The sequence below is a fragment of the Streptomyces sp. NPDC038200 genome, from assembly GCF_055600785.1.
This window is the reverse complement of record NZ_JBVJYH010000035.1, coordinates 25,575-44,390: the sequence shown is the minus strand read 5'-3', so window position 1 is coordinate 44,390 and position 18,816 is coordinate 25,575. Positions and strand designations below refer to the sequence as shown.

Sequence of the window (18,816 nt, the reverse complement as noted above, 5' to 3'; positions counted from 1 at the left end):
GAGACAATGGACCTCGTGCGTTATCGGCTTCTCGGCACCACCCAGGCGATCCATCCCGACGGCACGGCCGTCCCGGTCGGCGGGGCACGGCTGCGTGCCCTGCTCAGCGTGCTCGCCCTGCGGGCGGGCCGGACCGTGCCGGCGGCCGTGCTGGTGGACGAGGTGTGGGGCGCCGACCCGCCCGCGGACGCCACCGGCGCGCTCCAGGCGCTCGTCGGCAGGCTGCGCCGGGCCCTCGGCGCGGACGCCGTCGCCTCCGTGGACGGCGGCTACCGGCTGACCGCCGCCCCCGACGAGATCGACCTCTCCCGCTTCGACCGGCTCACCGGCGACGGCCTGCGCGCCCTCGCCGACGGCGACCCCGCCAAGGCCGCCGCCGTCCTCGACGACGCCCTGGACCTGTGGCGCGGGCCCGCCCTCGCCGACCTGCCCGACCGCACCGCCGAGGCGGCCCGCTGGGAGACCCGCCGCCTCGACGCCCTGCGCGCCCGGCACACCGCCGCCCTCGCCCTCGGCGGGGCCGAGCAGTCACTGCCCGAGCTGACCGCGCTGTGCGACAGCCACCCGCTGGACGAACCGCTCCAGGCGCTGCGGCTGCGCGCCCTGCGCGACGCCGGCCGCCCGGCCCAGGCGCTCGCCGCCTACGAGGACGTACGACGCCTCCTCGCCGACCGGATCGGCTCCGATCCCGGCCCCGAACTGCGCGCCCTGCACGCCGAGCTGCTGCGCGAGGAACCGCCGGCCGCCCCGCCCGCGGCGCGACCGGGCAACCTGCCCGCCCGGCTCACCAGCTTCGTCGGCCGGGAAGCCGACATCCAGGCCCTCGGCGCCGACCTCGCCGGGGCCCGCCTGGTCACGCTGCTCGGGCCCGGCGGCGCCGGGAAGACCCGGCTGTCCCAGGAGGCCGCCGAGGCGGTACGGCACACCGTCCGGGACGGGGTGTGGCTCGCCGAGCTGGCGCCCGTGGACGAACCGGACGCCGTACCGCAGGCCGTGCTCACCGCGATCGGCGCCCGCGAGACCGTGCTGCACGGCGCCGGCGTGGACAGCATGCGCGCGGTCGCCGACCGGCACGACGACCCCCTCGAACGGCTCGTGGAGCACTGCGCCCGGCGCCGGATGCTGATCATCCTGGACAACTGCGAGCACGTCGTGGACGCCGCCGCCCGGCTCGCCGAGGGGCTGCTGGCCCGCTGCCCGGAGCTGACCGTCCTCGCCACCAGCCGTGAACCCCTCGGCGTACCGGGGGAGGTGGTGCGGCCCGTGGAGCCGCTGCCCGAGCCGGTCGCGCTGCGGCTGCTCGCCGACCGGGGCGCGGCGGCCCGGCCGGGATTCCGGACCGACGACGATCCCGAGGCGTGTGCCGAGATCTGCCGCCGCCTGGACGGACTCCCGCTCGCGATCGAGCTGGCGGCGGCCCGGCTGCGCATGCTGACCCCCCGCCAGATAGCCGACCGGCTGGACGACCGCTTCCGGCTGCTCACCTCCGGCAGCCGCACCGTCCTGCCCCGCCAGCAGACCCTCAGAGCCGTCGTGGACTGGTCCTGGGACCTGCTGGACGCCGGCGAACGGGACGTCCTCGCCCGGCTGTCGGTCTTCGCCGGCGGCTGCGACCTGGCCGCCGCCGAGGCCGTGTGCGGGCCGGCCGCGCTGGAGGCCGTCGGCTCCCTCGTCGACAAGTCCCTGGTGGTGGCCGCCCCCGCCGCCGACGGCGGTATGCGCTACCGGCTGCTGGAGACCGTCGCCGAGTACGCCGCCGAACGGCTGGCCGAGACCGGGCACCGCGGTGCCGCCGAACGCGCCCACCTCGTCCACTACCGCGAACTCGCCCGCACCACCGACCCCTTGCTGCGCGGCCCCGACCAACGCGCCGCCATCGACCGGTTCCAGACGGAGTACGAGAACCTGCGCACCGCCCTCCGGCACGCCGTCGCCGAACACGACGAGCAGGAGGCGCTCTGCCTGGTCCTCTCCCTGCTCTGGTTCTGGCAGATGCGCGACCAGCGCGGCGAGACCCGCACCTGGTGCCAGGAGGTCATGACGCTCGGCCCCGACCCGTTCGCGGCGCCCGCGCGCCGCGCCGAACCGGTCTGGGCGCGCTGCACCGACGCCCCGCCCCCCTACACCGGCGAGATCCTCGCCGAGGCCCGGCGCGGCGTCCATCTGGCCCACCTGGCCTGCATGGACATCGACATCGACGCCTGGCAGACCCCCGAGGCGCAGGCGAAGCTGCGCGTGGTCACCCAGGTCTACGAGCCCGGCATGCCACAGACCTGCCGGGCCCCGGGCCTGCTGTGGTTCTTCGCCGTCCTGCTGACCGGCGGCGTGGACCAGCTGCACACCATCGTGGACGCCGCCGTGGAGACCAGCCGGAACACCCCGGGCTTCGAGTGGGAGCTGGCCGGCGCGCTGCAACTGCGCGCCGGCCTCCTGGCCAACCGCGCCGCCTGGGCCGGCGACGCCACCCGCGACGCCGACGAGTCCCTGGAGATCTACCGCCGCCTCGGCGACACCTGGGGCCTCACCGAGGCCCTCTCCGCCCGCGGTGAGGCCCGCGAACGCAAGGGCGCCCACCGCGAGGCCGCCGCCGACTACCAGGCCGCCGTCGACCACGCCGAACGCCTCGGCGCCCGCGCCCAGAGGGCCGTGCTGCGCTCCCGGCTCGGCAACGTGCTCCTGGAGGCGGGCGAGACCGAACGCGGCGAGCGGATGCTCCGCGACGTCGTCGCCAGCCAGGACGGCACCCTGAACGAGGCGATGCCCGCCGCCCGTCTCTACCTCGCCTGCTGGCTCGGCCTGACCGGGCGCACCGGGGAGGCCCGCGTGCAGCTGCGGCTGCTGCGGGACGAGATCACCCTCTCGCACTTCGTCGTCTTCGACGCCATGATCCTCTGCCAGGAGGCCTGGCTGGACGCCCTGGACGAGCGCACCGAGGAGGCGCTGACCCGGGTGCGCGAGGCGCTGCGGCTCGCCGCCGACCCGCTGACCGAGACCATCTCCCCGCACTTGCGCTCCGGCTGTCTCGCCACCGCCGCGATGACCCTGGCCGGCGCCGACGGCGGTCGCGCCGCCGACGCCGCCCGCTGCCTGGGCGCCGCCGACGCACTGCTGCCCGCCGGTCACATCGCCTCCGGAATGGAACGCCGGACCCGTGACATGACCGAGGCCCGGATCCGGGAGGCGCTCGACGAAGCGGCGTACGAGGCCGCGTACGCCGAGGGCGGTGGCCTCTCCCTCGTGGAGGCCACCGCCCTGGTCCGGCCGGCGTGACGCGTCAGCTCTTGGTGCGGAACTTGTGGACGGCGATCGGGGCCATGAGCGCGGTCAGCCCCACCGACCAGATGAGCGTCACCCACAGGGGGTGCGCGACCGGGCCGCCCTCCATCAGCCCGCGTGCGCAGTCGGCCAGCGCGGAGAGCGGGTTGTAGTCGGTGAACGCCTGGAGCCAGCCCGGCATCGACGCGGTCGGCGCGAAGATCGACGAGCCGAACTGGAGCGGCATCAGCACCAGGAAGCCCATCGCCTGCACCGACTGGGCGCTCTTCATCACCACGCCGAGGGTCAGGAACACCCACATCAGCGCCGAGCCGAACACCGCGGACAGCCCCACGGCGGCCAGCAGGCCGCTCCAGCTGTGGACGTCGTAGCCCACGAGCAGGGCGACCACCAGCAGCACCACCGTCGCGAACAGCATCCGCATCAGCTCCACCGCGATCTTCGCGAAGAGGACGGAGCCGCGCCCGATGGGCAGCGAGCGGAAACGGTCCATGACGCCGGAGTTGAAGTCCTGGTTGAACCCGGTGCCCACGCCCTGGGCCATGTTCATGCCCATCATGGCCAGGAGTCCGGGGATCACGTACTGGACGTACCGGTCCTGCCCGCCGCCGAGGGACTGCCCGATGGAGCCGCCGAAGACGTACACGAACAGCAGGGTGAAGATGACCGGGAACAGGATGGCGTCGAACATCGACTCCGGGTCCTGCCGGATCCACAGCAGGTTGCGGCGGATCAACGCGCCGGTGTGGCGCAGGTGGGCCCGTACCGGGATGGGCGTGTCGGCCTTCGCGGTGTCCGGGGACAGGGTGGCGGAGCTCATACGGCGACCTCGACGCGGGAATCGGCGGGCTCGGCGTCCTGCGGGGCACCGGCACGGTGGCCGGTGAGGGACAGGAACACCTCGTCCAGGCTGGGCAGTTCGGTGGTGATGGAGGAGATCGTGATGCCGCGCGCGGTGACCGCGCCGACCACGGCGGTCAGTTGCTCGTCGCTGAGGATCGGCACCAGCAGGGTTCCGGTCTCGGTGTCCACGGTGGTGGCCGCGAGCCCGGTGATGCCCAGCTCGTCCAGCATGCCGGCGAGCGGGCGCAGCTGCAGCGGGTCGATGGGCCGCACCCGCAGCGTGCGTCCGCCGACGCGGGCCTTCAGCTCCTCGATCCCGCCCTTCGCGATGACCTTGCCCCGGTCCACCACGGTCAGCTCGGAGGCGAGCTGCTCGGCCTCCTCCATGTACTGGGTGGTGAGCAGCACGGTGACGCCGTCGCCGACCATGGCCTTGACCTCGTCCCACACCTCGTTGCGGGTCCGGGGGTCGAGTCCGGTCGTGGGCTCGTCCAGGTAGAGCACGGCCGGGCGGCCGATCATCGAGGCGGCCAGGTCCAGCCGGCGCCGCATGCCGCCGGAGTAGGTGCCCGCCGGGCGCCGGGCGGCCTCCGTCAGGGAGAACCGTTCCAACAGCTCGTCGGCGCGGGCGCGGGCGTCCTTGCGGGACAGGTCGAGCAGCCGGCCGATCAGGTACAGGTTCTCCCAGCCCGGGAGCTTCTCGTCCACCGAGGCGTACTGGCCGGTGAGGCCGATGACCCGGCGCAGCTGCCGGGGCTGGCGTACGACGTCGTAGCCGGCCACGACGGCCTGGCCGGCGTCCGGGGTGATCAGGGTGGACAGGATCCGTACGAGGGTGGTCTTGCCGGCGCCGTTCGGCCCGAGCACACCCATCACGGTGCCCTCGCGCACGTCCAGGTCGACACCGTCCAGTGCCTTGGTCTCGCCGTAGTGCTTGACCAGCCCCCGTACGGTCACGGCGGAGCGTCCGCCGGCGGGGTTGTCGTCGATGCGTGTCATGGGGAAGACAGTGCCAGGGCCCACCGACAAACCACCGACAGCCGGCCGACGGCGGCCGACACGACTCCGACACGGCCGACGCGTTGCCGGCGGCCACCGCGGCTACCGCGGCCGGGGGGCGGGGAACCGCGGCGGCGGGCCCCGGAGTCCGGGCAGGACGGCGCCGGCCGAAGCGCGGAAGAAAAAAAGGGGCTAGCCCGCCGACGGGGGAAGAAAAAGGGGCAGCCCGCCGACCGGGGAAGAAAGGGGCAGCCCGCCGACGGGGGAAGATCGGCGGGCTGCCCGGGGTGTTGCCGCGATGGTCTAGTGGACGGAGTGCTCCTCCAGCGGGAAGGTCCCGCCGACGACGTCCTGCGCGAACTCCTTCACCGCGCCGGACATGACCTCACGCAGGTTCGCGTACTTCTTGACGAACTTCGGCACCCGGCCGGAGGTCAGCCCCAGCATGTCCGTCCAGACGAGGACCTGGGCGTCCGTCTCCGGGCCGGCGCCGATGCCGACCGTCGGGATGTGCAGCACCCGCGTCACCTCGGCCGCCAGCTCCGCCGGCACCAGCTCCAGCACCACGGCGAACGCGCCCGCGTCCTGCACGGCCTTCGCGTCGCGCAGCAGCTGCTGCGCCGCCTCCTCGCCGCGGCCCTGTACGCGGTAGCCCATCGCGTTGACGGACTGCGGGGTCAGCCCGATGTGGGCCATGACCGGGATGCCGGACTCCACCAGCAGCCGGATCTGTTCGTGCGAGCGCTCGCCGCCCTCCAGCTTGACCGCGCCGACCCCGGCCTCCTTCACCAGCCGGGTCGCCGAGCGCAGCGCCTGCACCGGGCCCTCCTGGTAGGAGCCGAAGGGCAGGTCGCCGACGATCAGGGAGCGCCGGGTGCCGCGGACGACGGCCGCGGACAGCATGGTCATCTCGTCGAGGGTGACGGGCACGGTCGTCTCGTACCCGAGGTGGCAGTTGCCCGCCGAGTCGCCGACCAGGATCACCGGGATCCCGGCCTCGTCGAAGACGGACGCGGTCATCGCGTCGTAGGCGGTGAGCATGGGCCACTTCTCGCCCCGCTCCTTGGCGAGGGCGATGTCGCGGACGGTGATGCGGCGGGTGCCCTGGCCCCCGTACAGCGCCTTGCTGCCGTCGGAGGTCGTGCTCTGCACGGTCTGGGCAGCCGAAAGCTGCGTCATGGCTATGGCTCCTTCGGTCATCTCGAGGCGCCCATTACGGCGTCCCCGGATTCGCCTCCATGGTGGCACCTCGTGCCAGTGAGGACCAGAGGGGGTTCCCTGTGATCCCCGTCGGCGCCCGGGAGCGAGGCTGTGTAAGGCCTTGGTAAAACATTAAGATACGAGACCGTTCCGTATCGGAATGATCGTAGTCTCGAACACATGACAAGTCCCGTCCCCGCCTCCCGAATACCGGAAGCGGTACACCGGCGCCGTTGGGCGATCCTCGGCGTGCTGATGCTGAGCCTGCTCATCGTGGTGCTCGACAACTCGATCCTGAACGTCGCCATCAAGACCATCTCCACCCCGGCGCCCACCGGCCTCGGCGCCACCCAGAGCGAGATCGAGTGGGCGATCAACGCCTACACCCTCGTCTTCGCCGGCCTGCTCTTCACCGCCGGACTCGTCGGCGACCGGATCGGCCGCAAGAAGGTGCTGCTCGGCGGCATCGCCGTGTTCGGCATCGGCTCCGCGCTCGCCGCCGAGTCCGGCTCGCCCGGCCAGCTGATCGCCTACCGCGCGCTGATGGCCCTCGGTGCCGCCTTCGTCATGCCCGCCACCCTCGCCGTCCTCATGAACGTCTTCGAGCGCGAGGAGCAGCCCAAGGCCATCGGCATCTGGGCCGGCGGCGTCGGCCTCGCCATCGCCATCGGCCCGATCACCGGCGGCGCGCTCCTCGACCACTTCTGGTGGGGCTCGGTCTTCTTCGTCAACGTGCCCATCGTGATCGTCGCGCTCGTCCTGATGGCCTGGCTGGTGCCCGACTCCCGCGACCCGCGGCCCGGCCGTCTCGACCCCGTCGGCGTGGTCCTGTCCGTCGTCGGCCTCGTCCTGCTGGTCTACGGCATCATCAAGGGCGGCGAACTGGCCGACTTCACCGACGCCAAGGTGCTGGCGACCATCCTCGCCGGGCTCGCCGTCCTGGTCGCCTTCGTCCTCTTCGAGAAGCGCAGCGACCACCCCTCCCTGGACGTCAGCTACTTCAAGAACAAGGTCTTCTCGGCCGCCATGAGCGCCATCGCGCTGGTCTTCTTCGCGCTCATGGGCGTCACGTTCTTCGGCGTCTTCTACACCCAGAGCGTGCGCGGCTACTCGCCGCTGGAGTCCGGCGTGCTGATGCTGCCGCTCGCCGCCGCCCAGCTCGTCTTCGCGCCCCGGGCCCGGCTGCTGGTCGACCGGTTCGGCAACAAGGCCACCACCACCGGCGGCCTGGTGCTGATCGCGGCGACCCTGGCCGCCTTCGCCACCTTCGAGGCGGACACCCCCATCTGGCTGCTGGAGGTCGTCTTCTTCCTCATGGGCACCGGCATGGCGCACATCATGACGCCGACCTCGGTCGTCATCATGCAGGCGCTGCCCCGCGAGAAGGCCGGCTCCGCCTCCGCGCTCAGCAACACCTTCCGCCAGGTCGGCGGCGCCCTCGGCATCGCCGTCCTCGGCTCGGTGCTCGCCGCCTCGTACCGCGACGGCATCGAGGACAAGCTCGGCGCGCTGCCGCCCGGCCTGCGCGACACCGCCGCCCAGTCCATCGAGGCCACCCTCGGCATCGCCCAGAAGCTCGGCCCGCAGGGCAAGGCCCTGGTCACCCCGGCCCACGACGCGTTCCTGCACGCCATGCACATCACCGCCCTGTGCGGTACGGGCGTCGCGCTGATCGGCGCCGTGGTCACCGCCCTCTTCCTGCCGGGCAAACCCCCGGCCGACGAGCAGGGCGAGAAGGAACCGGAATTGGTCACCGCCGCGGGGGAGTGAGCCCCACGCGCGGTTCCACGGGGGAAGGAGGCGGCTGCGGGACAATCTCCGCAGCACAGCGAGAGGACGGATCGACGTGAGCCTTGCCGGCAGCCGGCCGCGCCCCTGCGCCCCCGGGCGGGGCCGCCCGCGCAGCGAAGCCGTGGAACGCGCCATCGTGGAGGGCGTGATGAAGCTCCTGGAGGAGGGCGTGCCCCTCGCCGAGCTGTCCATCGAGCGCATCGCCCGCACCGCCGGAGTCGGCAAGGCCACCATCTACCGCCGCTGGAGCGGCAAGGAGGAACTCTTCATCGACGTGGTCCGCGCGGCCGAGCCGCCCGAACCCGAACTCCCCGGCACCTCCATGCGCGACGATCTCCTCGTCCTGCTGGAGAACCTGCGGCAGCGCGGACTGGCCAGCCGCTCCTCGGCACTGCTGCACAACGTGCACACCCAGATGAAGACCAACCCCAGGATCTGGGCCGCGTACCACGAGAACGTCATAGCGCCCCGCCGTGCTCTCGTCCTCGACGTGCTGCGCCGCGGGCAGCGCGACGGCGAACTCCGGCCGGACGTCGACGTGGAACTGGCCAACGACCTGTTCGTCGGCCCCATCCTGGTGCGCGCCGTGCTGCGCCCCGACGCCGACCTGCCCGAGGGGCTCGCCGCGGACATCGTCGACACCGTCCTGGCCGGCCTACGGCCCGTCAGCTCGCCGGTCTCGTAGCACTTATGTGCGTGTTTCGTCACAGACCCCGCCCGTCCCGGGGGTGAGCGGAACTCCGGGTGCCGCTTCGTTCGTCCTCGTCTTCCGTACGGCCGTCATGGGACGGCGGGAACGGAGCCGATCATCCCCTAGGGTCGGAAGAGGACGGGGGACGAACGGTGTGCACGGCAGGCAGTGAGGCAGACGGTATGGCGCAGCAGGCGTACATGACGGAGACGGACAACGGCGGCTCGGGGCCCGAGCGACCGGGTTCCCGGCTCCGACGCCTCGCGCACCGCCTGTTCGCCGGCTGGCGGGGCGATCCGCGGATCTGGCGCCGCGGCATCGTCCTCGCCGTGCTGGCCCTGCTGCTCGCCCTGGTGATGCTGGTGCACGCGCACATCCCCAACGTCGTGGGCAACCTCGGCAGCCTCACCGAGACGTTCCTGCCCTGGCTGGGCCTGGCCGTCCCGGTGCTGCTGGTGCTCGGCCTGGTCCGGAAGTCGGCCACCGCGCTGATCGCCGTCGTGCTGCCCGCGATCGTGTGGCTGAACCTCTTCGGCGGGCTGCTGTCCGACAAGTCGGGCGCCGGCGGCGACCTCATGGTGGCCACCCACAACGTCAACGCCGACAACCCCGACCCGGCCGCGACCGCCGACGACGTCGCCGCGTCCGGCGCCGACGTGCTGGCCCTGGAGGAGCTGCCCGCCTCCTCCGTCCCCGTCTACGAGAAGGCGCTCGCGTCGACCTACAAGCACCACGCCGTGGTCGGCACGGTCGGCCTGTGGAGCAAGTACCCGATGACCGACGTGCGGGCCGTCGACATCCGGCTCGGCTGGAAGCGCGCCATGCGCGCGACCGTCTCCACCCCCGAGGGCCCGCTGGCCGTGTACGTCGCGCACATGCCCTCGGTGCGGGTGAAGATGGAGGCCGGGTTCACGGCCCGGCAGCGGGACAAGAGCGCCGACGCGCTCGGTGAGGCCATCGCCCACGAGCCCCTGGAGCGCGTCGTCCTGCTCGGCGATCTCAACGGCACGATGAACGACCGCTCGCTCAACGCCGTCACCTCGCAGCTGCGCTCCACCCAGGGCGCCGCGGGCAGCGGCTTCGGGTTCAGCTGGCCGGCGTCGTTCCCGATGGCGCGGATCGACCAGATCATGGTCAAGGGCATCGAGCCGGAAAGCTCCTGGACGCTGCCGCGGACGAACAGCGATCACCTGCCGGTGGCGGCCCGTGTGAAGCTGGACACAGGCGCGTAACCCGCTGGAATAGCGGACCCGAGAGTATTTGTTCCGGACGGGAACTTACTGCGAGACTCGAACCCGTACGGCACTCCGCTCTGAAAGGTCCCTCATGCCCCTGGCCCTGCTCGCCCTCGCCGTGGGCGCCTTCGGCATCGGTACGACCGAGTTCGTGATGATGGGGCTGCTCCCCGACGTCGCGGACGACCTGCACCTCTCGATCCCCAGCGCCGGGCACCTGGTCTCGGCGTACGCGCTGGGCGTCGTCATCGGCGCCCCGCTGCTGGCCGCCCTGACCGCGCGCATGTCCCGCCGCACGGTCCTGATGGCGCTCATGTCCCTGTTCGTGGTCGGCAACGCGCTCTCCGCGCTCGCCCCCGGAAACGGCTCCCTGCTCGCCGCCCGCTTCCTCAGCGGCCTGCCGCACGGCGCCTTCTTCGGCGTGGGCGCGGTCGTCGCCACGGCGATGGTCCCGCCGGAGCGCAAGGCCCGCTCGGTGTCCCTGATGTTCCTCGGCCTGACCGTCGCCAACATCGCGGGCGTGCCCGCCGCCACCCTCATGGGCCAGCACTTCGGCTGGCGGGCGACGTTCCTGGCCGTGAGCGTGATCGGCCTGGCCGCGATCGCCTCGCTGGCCCTGCTCATCCCGCGCGACGGCGAGCACCAGGCCCCCTCGGCCGGGCTGCGCGGCGAACTGGCCGCCCTGACCTCCCTGCCGGTGTGGCTGGCCCTCGGCACCACCGTCGCGGGCTTCGGCGCGCTCTTCGCGGCCTACAGCTACGTCACGCCGATGCTGACCGACGCGGCGGGCTACGCCGAGACGCACGTGACCCTGCTCCTGGCCCTCTTCGGCGTGGGCGCGACCGCCGGCAACCTGCTGGGCGGCCGGCTCGCGGACCACTCCCTGCGGGGCTCCCTCTTCGGCGGCCTCGCCTCCCTGGCGGTCGTGCTGCTGCTCTTCCCCGCGCTGATGCGGACGGAATGGAGCGCGGCCCTGGCGGTGACCCTCCTCGGCACGGCGGCGTTCGTCACCGGCTCCCCGCTCCAGCTGATGGTGATGGAGAAGGCCGCGGCGGCCCCCTCCCTCGCCTCCTCCGCCAACCAGGCCGCCTTCAACCTGGCCAACGCGGGCGGCGCCTGGATCGGCGGCCTGGCCCTCGCGGCGGGCTTCGGCACGACGTCCCCGGCGCTCGCGGGCGCGGCCCTGGCGGTGCTGGGGCTGGGCGTGGCGAGCGTGGCGTACGCGGTGGACCGACGCCGGACGACGCCGTCGGCGGGCCGGGTGATCACCGCCCATCTGCCGGAGGAGTCGGAGGCGCTCCAGCACTGACCGGCTCCGTTCGCCCCCGGCCCGCCCGACTCGGTGGGCCGGGAGGCGGGCGCGGGACCGGCCGCGGCGCCCGGCGAACTCGTCTGTGGCGCGCGACGCGGCGGCACAAAGGGGGCGTGAGGTCCGCAAGGACCCCACGCCCCCTTCCACTCAGTGGAGCGTCAGTGCTTCGTGGCGTACGACTTCACGTAGCCGCCGGCCGGTGAGCCGACGCCCGTCACGTCGTCGTAGCCCTGCACCGCGGACAGCGAGCTGTCCTTGCCGAGGCTGCGGACCGAGTACAGCAGGCCGTCCTTGGCGTCCAGGCCGTTGGCGAAGTCCACGCGGGCGACCGCCAGGCCGGAGCCCGTCGGGTCGTCCGTGACGTCGTGGTAGACGCCCTTCTTGCCGTACTTGGCGTAGATCGACGGGTTGGCGAAGCCGAGGGCCTTGCCGCCGCGCGCCTCCTGGGCCAGGGCCTGGACCGCCGCGATCACCGGTGCGGCCAGCGAGGTGCCGCCGATGCGGTACTCGCTGTACCGCTCGGTGCCGTCGGGGAAGGTCTGGGTCTGGCCGACCAGGAAGCCGGTGTTCGGGTCGGCGATGGCCGCGATGTCCGGGACGACGCGGTTGCCGGCGGCGTTGTTGGCCGTGGCCAGCGCCTTCGGGACGACGTTCCTCTGGTAGTACGGCTGCGGCACGGTCTTGCTGGTGCCGCCGCCCGCGCCCGAGGTGAAGGCGCCCGGGAAGCCCGCCCAGCTCTTGCCGTCGGCCGACAGGGTCGCCTTCTCGGTGCCCCAGCCGGTCTCCCACTGGTACGTGTCGCCCTTGCCGACGGCCAGCGAGGTGCCGCCGACCGCGGTCACCCACGCCGAGTTGGCCGGGGTGTCGACCTGCTTGACCCCGGAGGCCGCGACCTGGTCGCCGTCGTCGCCGGAGGAGAAGTAGAAGCCGATGCCCTGGACCGCGCCCAGCTGGAAGACCTGGTCGTAGGCGGCCGCGAGGTCCGGCGTCTGGTTGGCCTCGATGTCGCCCCAGGAGTTGGAGACGATGTCGGCCAGGTGGTTGTCGACGATCTTGCCGAGGGAGTCCAGCAGGTCGTCGTCGTAGCAGGAGGCGGCGCCCACGTAGGTGACGTCGGCGGCCGGCGCGACCGCGTGCACGGCCTCGACGTCGAGGGTCTCCTCGCCGTACCAGCCGGCCGCGCCGCACTCCTCGGTCTTCGTGTAGTTCTTCGGCAGCACCTGGTGCAGCTGGCCGGTCGTCCAGGCCGCGTCACCGTTCTTCGCCGCGTACTTGGCGGCGTCGTAGGCGATCGTCGGGGAGGCGTACGCGTCCGTGATCGCGATGCGGACGTTCTTGCCGGTGTACGTGCCGGCGCCGTACGCGGCGCGCAGCTGCTTGCCGGTGTACCCCTTGACGGCGTACGGGATCTTCTGGCCGTAGGCGTCCGGCAGGGTGCTCGCGACGTTGGAGCCGTAGTACGAGGAGAACGGCCCGGCGTTCTTGAACACGGCGTCCGGCGGCGGCAGCTGGTCGTCGTGGTGCGCCTTGTGCGGGGCGTTGTCCAGGCCGGTGACGGTCAGGACGGCGCCCTTCAGGGCGGCCGGGACGGAGACCGTCCGTGCCGGGGCCCGGTACGTCTTCGCGCCCTTGGCGAAGTCGTGCAGCTGGGTGCCGAACGCCTTCTCGGCGGCGGCCACGTCACCGGAGACGGCGACGTAGCGCGGGGTGACCGCGGTGACCGTCAGGCCGGCCGACTTCAGCCAGGACTTGACGGCGGCCACCTGGGCCTTGGTGGCCCCGAAGCGGGCCTGCGCCTTCTTGGCGCTCAGGTACTTGCCGTACTGCGGCGAGCCGGGGTCGGACACGGCCTTGGCGTACGCGGCGAGGCCCGCCGCGTCCTGGCCGGCCAGGTAGACGCGGGCCTTGACCCGGGCGCTGTCCGAGGTGGCGCCCTTGTCCGCCTTGGCCGTGGCCCAGAGCGGCTTGGTGCCCTTCAGCGCGTCACGGGCGGGGCTGTCCACGGCGTGCGCCGCGGGTATGCCCAGCGCCAGCGCGCCTGCGATCATGGGCAGTGTCGCTGCCATGCTCACGGCGCGCAGCTTGGCGCGGTTGGATCTCATAGAACCCCCTGCGATGCGATTCGCATGCATGTAGTGGCTGGTACGTCGGAGATCCGTACGCGGGCCCGCGGCGGCGTCGGCTCGTGAATGGATCACACGATGGGGGCCACTCTTGCGATGAACCGTTCATGCCAGGGGAAGGTAAAAGTCAAGAGAAGCTCAAGTAGCCGCCAGAAGCGGCGAATTGCCCGTTTGGTCCTCACGGGCGGGTAACGGAAGACGGGGAGGCCTCGCCATGACCGGCCGAGGCCTCCGTCACGAACGCGGTGCCGCGCCCCGCTCCTTGAGCATCCCGGTCATCAGCTCGATCTCCGACTGCTGCGCGTCCACCATGCCCTGCGCGAGCCGCTTCTCCACGTCGACGGTGCATTTGGAGACGCACCCCTCGGCCATGTGGATGCCGCCCTTGTGATGGTCCGTCATGAGCTGGAGGTAGAAGATCTCCGCCTGCTTGCCGTTCAGTTTCCCGAGCTTCTTCAGCTCGGTGTCGGTCGCCATGCCCGGCATCAGCGCGCCGTCCTTGCCGGAGGCCATGTCGCCCATGCCCATCCAGGTCATCGGCGGATCGGCCGACACCTTCGGCAGCTCCCACAGGTCCAGCCAGCCCAGCAGCATCCCGCGCTGGTTGGCCTGCGTCTGCGCGATGTCGTACGCGAGCCGCCGCACCTCCTCGTTCCTGGTGCGGTCCCGCACGATGTACGACATCTCGACGGCCTGCTGGTGATGGACGGCCATGTCCCGCGCGAAGCCGGCGTCGGCCGACTCCGCGCTCGGCGTCCCGCCGTCCGATCCACCGGTGTCCTCGGCGACCGCGTAGGTGATCGCGCCGGCCGCGACGAGCACCGCCGCCGCGGTCCCGGCGACCCAGCCGATGTGCTGCCGCCTCACTTCATGACCCCGCCGGTGCACGAGGCGCCCGGCTCGGGCGTCTGCGGGCCCTGCACATAGGCGGCGAAGAACTTGTCCACTTCCGGATCGCTCGCGCTCTTCACCGCCACCTGGTGCCCCCAGGCCGACAGGACCAGCGGGGCCGCCTGGTTCTCGTACGGGCTCATCAGCGAGTACGGCGTCTTCTTCACCTTCGCCGCGAGAGCGTCGACGTCGGCCTTCTGCGCCTTGCCGGTGTACGTCACCCAGACCGCGCCGTGCTCCAGCGCGTGCACGGCGTTCTCGTCCTGCACCGGCTTGGTGTAGACGTCACCGTTGCAGTTCAGCCAGACCGGGTTGTGGTTGCCGCCGACCGGCGGGTGCATCGGGTACGACACCTTGGTCGTCACATGCGTCCGGGCCAGCTTGCCCGACCAGGTCCGCACCCCGTCCTTGCCGGTGGTGAAGTGGCCGGAGTCGCCGGAGCCCTTGCCGTCGGCCGAGGTGTCCTTGTCGCCGGACTGCGCGTGCACGAGGGCCACACCGCCGACCACGAGCCCGGCGACGACCACCACACTGGCGGCGGCGGCGAGGACCCGGTTACGGCGCTCCCGGGCACGCTCCGCGCGCCGCATCTCCTCTATACGCGCCTTGCGCGCCGCGGTGCTGCTGTTCTTGCCGGAACCCATGAGACGTGTCCTTCGGGGAAGGGGGGCGTGGACGGTGGGGCCCGCTGATCGTAATGCGCACAGGGGGCGGTTCCGTAGGTAGGGCACGGCACGCAGATAATTTGAAGCCACGATGCGCATTACCTACCCTCCGGGTATGCGGCTGCTTCGCTCCACCGACCTGGCCCTGCGCGTCCTGATGCGACTCGCGGTCTCCGCCGACGCCACCCCCACGACCCGCCAGGTCGCCGCCGACATGGGCGTGCCCTACACGCACGCCGCGAAGGTCGTCGCCGAACTGCAGCACCTGGGGCTGGTCCACGCCCGCCGCGGCCGGGGCGGGGGCCTGGCGCTGACGGAACGGGGCCGGACGGCCTCCGTCGGTGCCGTGGTCCGTTCCTTCGAGGGCGAGGGAGACGTCGTCGACTGCGAGGGCGCGACCCCCTGCCCGCTGAGCTCCGGCTGCCGGCTCCGCGGCGCCCTGCGCCGGGCCCAGGAGGCGTTCTTCGCCGCACTGGACCCCGTCACGGTCGGCGACATCGTCGCCGACCCGACCGGCCCCCTGCTGCTGGGCATCTCCCGGGGGCCGGCCGCACCCGACTGACCGCCCCGGCCGGCACGGGCCGTCGATCACCGGGTGCGCCCGGGGGAGGCCGCGCCGGCCGGAGTCCCGCTCAGCCCTGCGCCAGCCACAGGTCCGGGCCGAACACCTCGTAGTGCACGTCGGCCGGGGCCACGCCCTTCTCGATCAGCCGGCCGCGGACCGCGCGCAGGAAGGGCAGCGGCCCGCACAGGTACGCGCGCGTGCCGGGGTGTACGGCGACACCGGTCAGGTCGGCCAGGCCGGTGCGGTGGCCCGGCCCGGCGTCCCGCTCGTAGAAGAAGTGCACGGAGGCGTCCGGCAGCTTCGCGGCGTACGCCTCGTGGTCGGAGCGCAGGGCGTGCTCGGCGGGGGAGCGGTCGCCGTGCACCACGGTGACCGGGCCGCGGTGGCCGGTGGCGGCCAGGTCGGCCAGCATCGCGGCGATCGGGGTCACGCCGATGCCCGCCGAGGCGAGCAGCACGGGGGTGTCCGGGCCGGCGTCCAGGACGAGATCGCCGTACGGCTCGGACAGCTCCAGCACGTCACCGGGGCGCACGCGCGCGTGGAGCCGGTTCGAGACCTCGCCGTCGGGCGTCGCCCCGCCGTGCACCCGCTTGACGCTGAACTGCCGCAGCGTCCCGCCCGGCGCCCCGGACAGGCTGTACTGCCGTATCTGCCGGGCCCCGTCGGGCAGTTCGACGCGGACGGAGACGTACTGGCCCGCGCGGAAGTCCCGCAGCGGGCGGCCGTCGGCCGGGCGCAGCCGGAAGGTGACGACGTCCGCGGTCTCCTCGACCCGCTCCACGACCTCCCACGCGCGAAAGCCCCGCTCGCCGCTCTCCTCGTACAGCCGCTTCTCGATCGCGGCGAGCGCGTTCGCCATCAGCCAGTAGACCTCGTCCCAGGCGGCGGCCACCTCGGGCGTGACGGCCTCGCCGAGGACCTCGGCGAGGGCGGCGAAGAGGTGCTCGTGGACGACCCGGTACTGCTCGGGCGAGACGCCGAGCGAGGCGTGCTTGTGGGCGATCCGGCTCAGCATGGCGTCCGGCCGCTGCTCGGGGTGCTCCAGCAGGTGCGCGGCGAAGGCGGCGACGGAGCCCGCGAGGGCCTGCTTCTGGGTGCCGGCGGCCTGGTTGCCGCGGTTGAACAGATCACGCAGCAGGTCGGGGCGGGTGGTGAAGAGACGGGCGTAGAAGCGCTCGGTGATCTCGCCGATGGCCGCGCCGACGGCGGGCAGGGTGGCGCGGACGGTGGCTGCGGACTGCTCGGTCAGCATCGGACTCCTCGGAGAACTCGGCTGATCCACACGCTATGAAAACTTGCATCTGAGATGCAAATTATATGAGCGTGGTGTCGCGCACCGGGCGAGGCGGGCCGGCCATTACGGATGTCGGCCCGAGCAGGCAAGATGGGCGAGAGCGCAGTACATCTGCCGTACGAGAGGCGTTCAGCGCGAAGACGCTCGGGCGATCAAGGTCCGCAACGCGCGTGAAATGGTGTTGTGGTGGGATGCTCAGGTGCCCGACCGCCTCCCGTGGTACGGGGGACAGGCGGCCTGACCAGCAAGGATGGGGAAGCGGAAGATGGACAAGCAGCAGGAGTTCGTGCTCCGGACCTTGGAGGAGCGGGACATCCGGTTCGTACGCCTGTGGTTCACGGACGTGCTGGGCTTCCTCAAGTCCGTCGCCGTGGCCCCCGCCGAGCTGGAGCAGGCATTCGACGAGGGCATCGGCTTCGACGGCTCCGCCATCGAGGGCTTCGCCCGGGTCTACGAGTCCGACATGATCGCCAAGCCGGACCCGTCCACCTTCCAGGTGCTGCCCTGGCGCGCGGAGACCCCCGGCACCGCCCGCATGTTCTGCGACATCCTCATGCCGGACGGCTCACCGTCCTTCGCGGACCCGCGCTACGTCCTCAAGCGCGCCCTCGCCCGCACCTCCGACCTCGGCTTCACCTTCTACACCCACCCCGAGATCGAGTTCTTCCTGCTGAAGGACCGCCCGCTGGACGGCTCCCGCCCCACCCCGGCCGACAACTCGGGCTACTTCGACCACACCCCCACCAACGTCGGCATGGACTTCCGCCGCCAGGCGATCACCATGCTGGAGTCGATGGGCATCTCGGTGGAGTTCTCCCACCACGAGGGCGCCCCCGGCCAGCAGGAGATCGACCTCCGCTACGCCGACGCGCTCTCCACGGCCGACAACATCATGACGTTCCGGCTGGTCATGAAGCAGGTGGCGCTGGAGCAGGGCGTCCAGGCGACGTTCATGCCGAAGCCGTTCTCCGAGCACCCCGGCTCCGGCATGCACACCCACCTCTCCCTCTTCGAGGGCGACCGCAACGCGTTCTACGAGTCGGGCGCCGAGTACCAGCTCTCCAAGGTCGGCCGCTCCTTCATCGCGGGCCTGCTCAAGCACGCCGCGGAGATCTCCGCGGTCACCAACCAGTGGGTGAACTCCTACAAGCGCATCTGGGGCGGTTCCGAGCGCACGGCGGGCGCCGGCGGCGAGGCCCCTTCCTACATCTGCTGGGGCCACAACAACCGCAGCGCCCTGGTCCGCGTCCCGATGTACAAGCCCGGCAAGACGGGCTCGGCCCGCGTCGAGGTCCGCTCCCTGGACTCCGGCACCAACCCGTACCTGGCCTATGCCGTCCTCCTGGCGGCCGGCCTGAAGGGCATCGAGGAGGGCTACGAGCTTCCGCCGGGCGCCGAGGACGACGTCTGGGCCCTCTCCGACGCCGAGCGCCGCGCCATGGGCATCGAGCCCCTCCCGCAGAACCTCGGCGAGGCCCTCACCCTCATGGAACGCAGCGACCTGGTGGCCGACACCCTCGGCGAACACGTCTTCGACTTCTTCCTGCGCAACAAGAAGTCGGAGTGGGAGGAGTACCGCAGCGAGGTCACGGCCTTCGAGCTGCGGAAGAACCTGCCGGTGCTGTAAGGGGGGACCGACGAGGTTTCTCGCCTCGAAACACCCCGGGTCGACGGCAGCGTGCGTCCGACCCGGGGCAGCTCCCCACCCGTAGAGGGCAGTTTCACTGACAGTCCGAATGCCTCCCGGGCGAAATGAACTTGGGCAGGTCGTTGCGGAAGATGTAAACCCCTCGCCGGTCTTCGCCGTGGGTTTCGTCGACGGCTTTCCTCGACATGGTCAAAGAGGACTTCCGGGGCGGCTTGCGAGGGCCGACGGTGCTGAGGCGGCGGTGGTCGGCCGGTTCGAGACGGGCCGAGTGTGCTCGATGGCC

General features: G+C 72.1%; 14 protein-coding genes. 7 read left to right on the top strand and 7 right to left on the bottom strand.

Translation table 11 applies throughout. The features are described from left to right. Positions 1–6: 6 nt before the first annotated feature. Positions 7–3,270, top strand: a complete 3,264-nt coding sequence (locus ACZ7KF_RS39820; RefSeq protein ID WP_471086993.1) for an AfsR/SARP family transcriptional regulator — start codon at positions 7–9, stop codon at positions 3,268–3,270. A gap of 4 nt (positions 3,271–3,274) precedes the next feature. Here the strand turns inward: ACZ7KF_RS39820 and ACZ7KF_RS39815 are convergent, their stop codons facing one another. The 3 genes from ACZ7KF_RS39815 to panB all read right to left on the bottom strand — a co-directional run bounded on the left by ACZ7KF_RS39815 (position 3,275) and on the right by panB (position 6,297). Beyond that, positions 3,275–4,096: an ABC transporter permease gene (locus ACZ7KF_RS39815; RefSeq protein WP_471086991.1), complete on the bottom strand. Its 822-nt coding sequence runs from the start codon at positions 4,094–4,096 to the stop codon at positions 3,275–3,277. Beyond that, positions 4,093–5,118, bottom strand: coding sequence for an ATP-binding cassette domain-containing protein (locus ACZ7KF_RS39810; protein ID WP_471086988.1), 1,026 nt, complete (start codon positions 5,116–5,118; stop codon positions 4,093–4,095). The genes ACZ7KF_RS39815 and ACZ7KF_RS39810 overlap by 4 nt, the downstream gene beginning before the upstream one ends. Before the next feature lie 303 nt (positions 5,119–5,421). Next, complete coding sequence (panB, locus tag ACZ7KF_RS39805; RefSeq protein WP_471086985.1) at positions 5,422–6,297, bottom strand: 3-methyl-2-oxobutanoate hydroxymethyltransferase; 876 nt, start codon at positions 6,295–6,297, stop codon at positions 5,422–5,424. Positions 6,298–6,498: 201 nt separating this feature from the next. Here panB and ACZ7KF_RS39800 point away from each other — a divergent pair, with 201 nt between their 5' ends. The 4 genes from ACZ7KF_RS39800 to ACZ7KF_RS39785 all read left to right on the top strand — a co-directional run bounded on the left by ACZ7KF_RS39800 (position 6,499) and on the right by ACZ7KF_RS39785 (position 11,344). Next, positions 6,499–8,088, top strand: coding sequence for an MFS transporter (locus ACZ7KF_RS39800; RefSeq protein ID WP_471086982.1), 1,590 nt, complete (start codon positions 6,499–6,501; stop codon positions 8,086–8,088). 76 nt (positions 8,089–8,164) lie between these two features. Next, positions 8,165–8,794: a TetR/AcrR family transcriptional regulator gene (locus tag ACZ7KF_RS39795; RefSeq protein ID WP_471086979.1), complete on the top strand. Its 630-nt coding sequence runs from the start codon at positions 8,165–8,167 to the stop codon at positions 8,792–8,794. A gap of 188 nt (positions 8,795–8,982) precedes the next feature. Next, positions 8,983–10,032 (top strand): endonuclease/exonuclease/phosphatase family protein, encoded by a 1,050-nt coding sequence (locus ACZ7KF_RS39790; protein ID WP_471086976.1) that lies wholly within the window; start codon positions 8,983–8,985, stop codon positions 10,030–10,032. Between the two features lie 94 nt (positions 10,033–10,126). Next, positions 10,127–11,344, top strand: a complete 1,218-nt coding sequence (locus tag ACZ7KF_RS39785; RefSeq protein WP_471086973.1) for an MFS transporter — start codon at positions 10,127–10,129, stop codon at positions 11,342–11,344. Between the two features lie 161 nt (positions 11,345–11,505). On the opposite strand, the gene ACZ7KF_RS39780 is transcribed toward ACZ7KF_RS39785, so the two are convergent. The 3 genes from ACZ7KF_RS39780 to ACZ7KF_RS39770 all read right to left on the bottom strand — a co-directional run bounded on the left by ACZ7KF_RS39780 (position 11,506) and on the right by ACZ7KF_RS39770 (position 15,005). Next, entirely contained in the window at positions 11,506–13,449 is a 1,944-nt protein-coding gene (locus ACZ7KF_RS39780; protein WP_471086970.1) for a S53 family peptidase, read from the bottom strand. 255 nt (positions 13,450–13,704) lie between these two features. After that, positions 13,705–14,337, bottom strand: a complete 633-nt coding sequence (locus ACZ7KF_RS39775; RefSeq protein WP_471086967.1) for a DUF305 domain-containing protein — start codon at positions 14,335–14,337, stop codon at positions 13,705–13,707. Continuing rightward, the gene (locus ACZ7KF_RS39770; protein ID WP_471086964.1) at positions 14,334–15,005 is read right to left on the bottom strand and encodes a DUF3105 domain-containing protein; all 672 of its coding nucleotides are present in this window, start codon (positions 15,003–15,005) and stop codon (positions 14,334–14,336) included. Before ACZ7KF_RS39770 ends, ACZ7KF_RS39775 begins: the two co-directional genes overlap by 4 nt. A gap of 136 nt (positions 15,006–15,141) precedes the next feature. Here ACZ7KF_RS39770 and ACZ7KF_RS39765 point away from each other — a divergent pair, with 136 nt between their 5' ends. Continuing rightward, entirely contained in the window at positions 15,142–15,588 is a 447-nt protein-coding gene (locus ACZ7KF_RS39765; protein WP_471086961.1) for an RrF2 family transcriptional regulator, read from the top strand. Positions 15,589–15,658: 70 nt separating this feature from the next. Here the strand turns inward: ACZ7KF_RS39765 and ACZ7KF_RS39760 are convergent, their stop codons facing one another. Continuing rightward, entirely contained in the window at positions 15,659–16,843 is a 1,185-nt protein-coding gene (locus ACZ7KF_RS39760) for a globin domain-containing protein (protein ID WP_471086958.1), read from the bottom strand. 307 nt (positions 16,844–17,150) lie between these two features. Between ACZ7KF_RS39760 and glnA the strand changes: the two genes are divergently transcribed. Then, positions 17,151–18,512 carry a type I glutamate--ammonia ligase gene (gene glnA, locus ACZ7KF_RS39755; protein ID WP_225827850.1) on the top strand — a complete coding sequence of 454 codons (1,362 nt, stop codon included), beginning with the start codon at positions 17,151–17,153 and terminating at the stop codon, positions 18,510–18,512. Positions 18,513–18,816: the final 304 nt, after the last annotated feature.

Bases quoted from the DNA above. Each gene is read 5' to 3' on its own strand.
- ACZ7KF_RS39820 (WP_471086993.1), top strand. From the start codon at position 7: ATGGACCTCGTGCGTTATCGGCTTCTCGGCACCACCCAGGCGATCCAT.
- ACZ7KF_RS39815 (WP_471086991.1), bottom strand. From the start codon at position 4,096: ATGAGCTCCGCCACCCTGTCCCCGGACACCGCGAAGGCCGACACGCCC.
- ACZ7KF_RS39810 (WP_471086988.1), bottom strand. From the start codon at position 5,118: ATGACACGCATCGACGACAACCCCGCCGGCGGACGCTCCGCCGTGACC.
- panB (WP_471086985.1), bottom strand. From the start codon at position 6,297: ATGACGCAGCTTTCGGCTGCCCAGACCGTGCAGAGCACGACCTCCGAC.
- ACZ7KF_RS39800 (WP_471086982.1), top strand. From the start codon at position 6,499: ATGACAAGTCCCGTCCCCGCCTCCCGAATACCGGAAGCGGTACACCGG.
- ACZ7KF_RS39790 (WP_471086976.1), top strand. From the start codon at position 8,983: ATGGCGCAGCAGGCGTACATGACGGAGACGGACAACGGCGGCTCGGGG.
- ACZ7KF_RS39785 (WP_471086973.1), top strand. From the start codon at position 10,127: ATGCCCCTGGCCCTGCTCGCCCTCGCCGTGGGCGCCTTCGGCATCGGT.
- ACZ7KF_RS39780 (WP_471086970.1), bottom strand. From the start codon at position 13,449: ATGAGATCCAACCGCGCCAAGCTGCGCGCCGTGAGCATGGCAGCGACA.
- ACZ7KF_RS39770 (WP_471086964.1), bottom strand. From the start codon at position 15,005: ATGGGTTCCGGCAAGAACAGCAGCACCGCGGCGCGCAAGGCGCGTATA.
- ACZ7KF_RS39765 (WP_471086961.1), top strand. From the start codon at position 15,142: ATGCGGCTGCTTCGCTCCACCGACCTGGCCCTGCGCGTCCTGATGCGA.
- ACZ7KF_RS39760 (WP_471086958.1), bottom strand. From the start codon at position 16,843: ATGCTGACCGAGCAGTCCGCAGCCACCGTCCGCGCCACCCTGCCCGCC.
- glnA (WP_225827850.1), top strand. From the start codon at position 17,151: ATGGACAAGCAGCAGGAGTTCGTGCTCCGGACCTTGGAGGAGCGGGAC.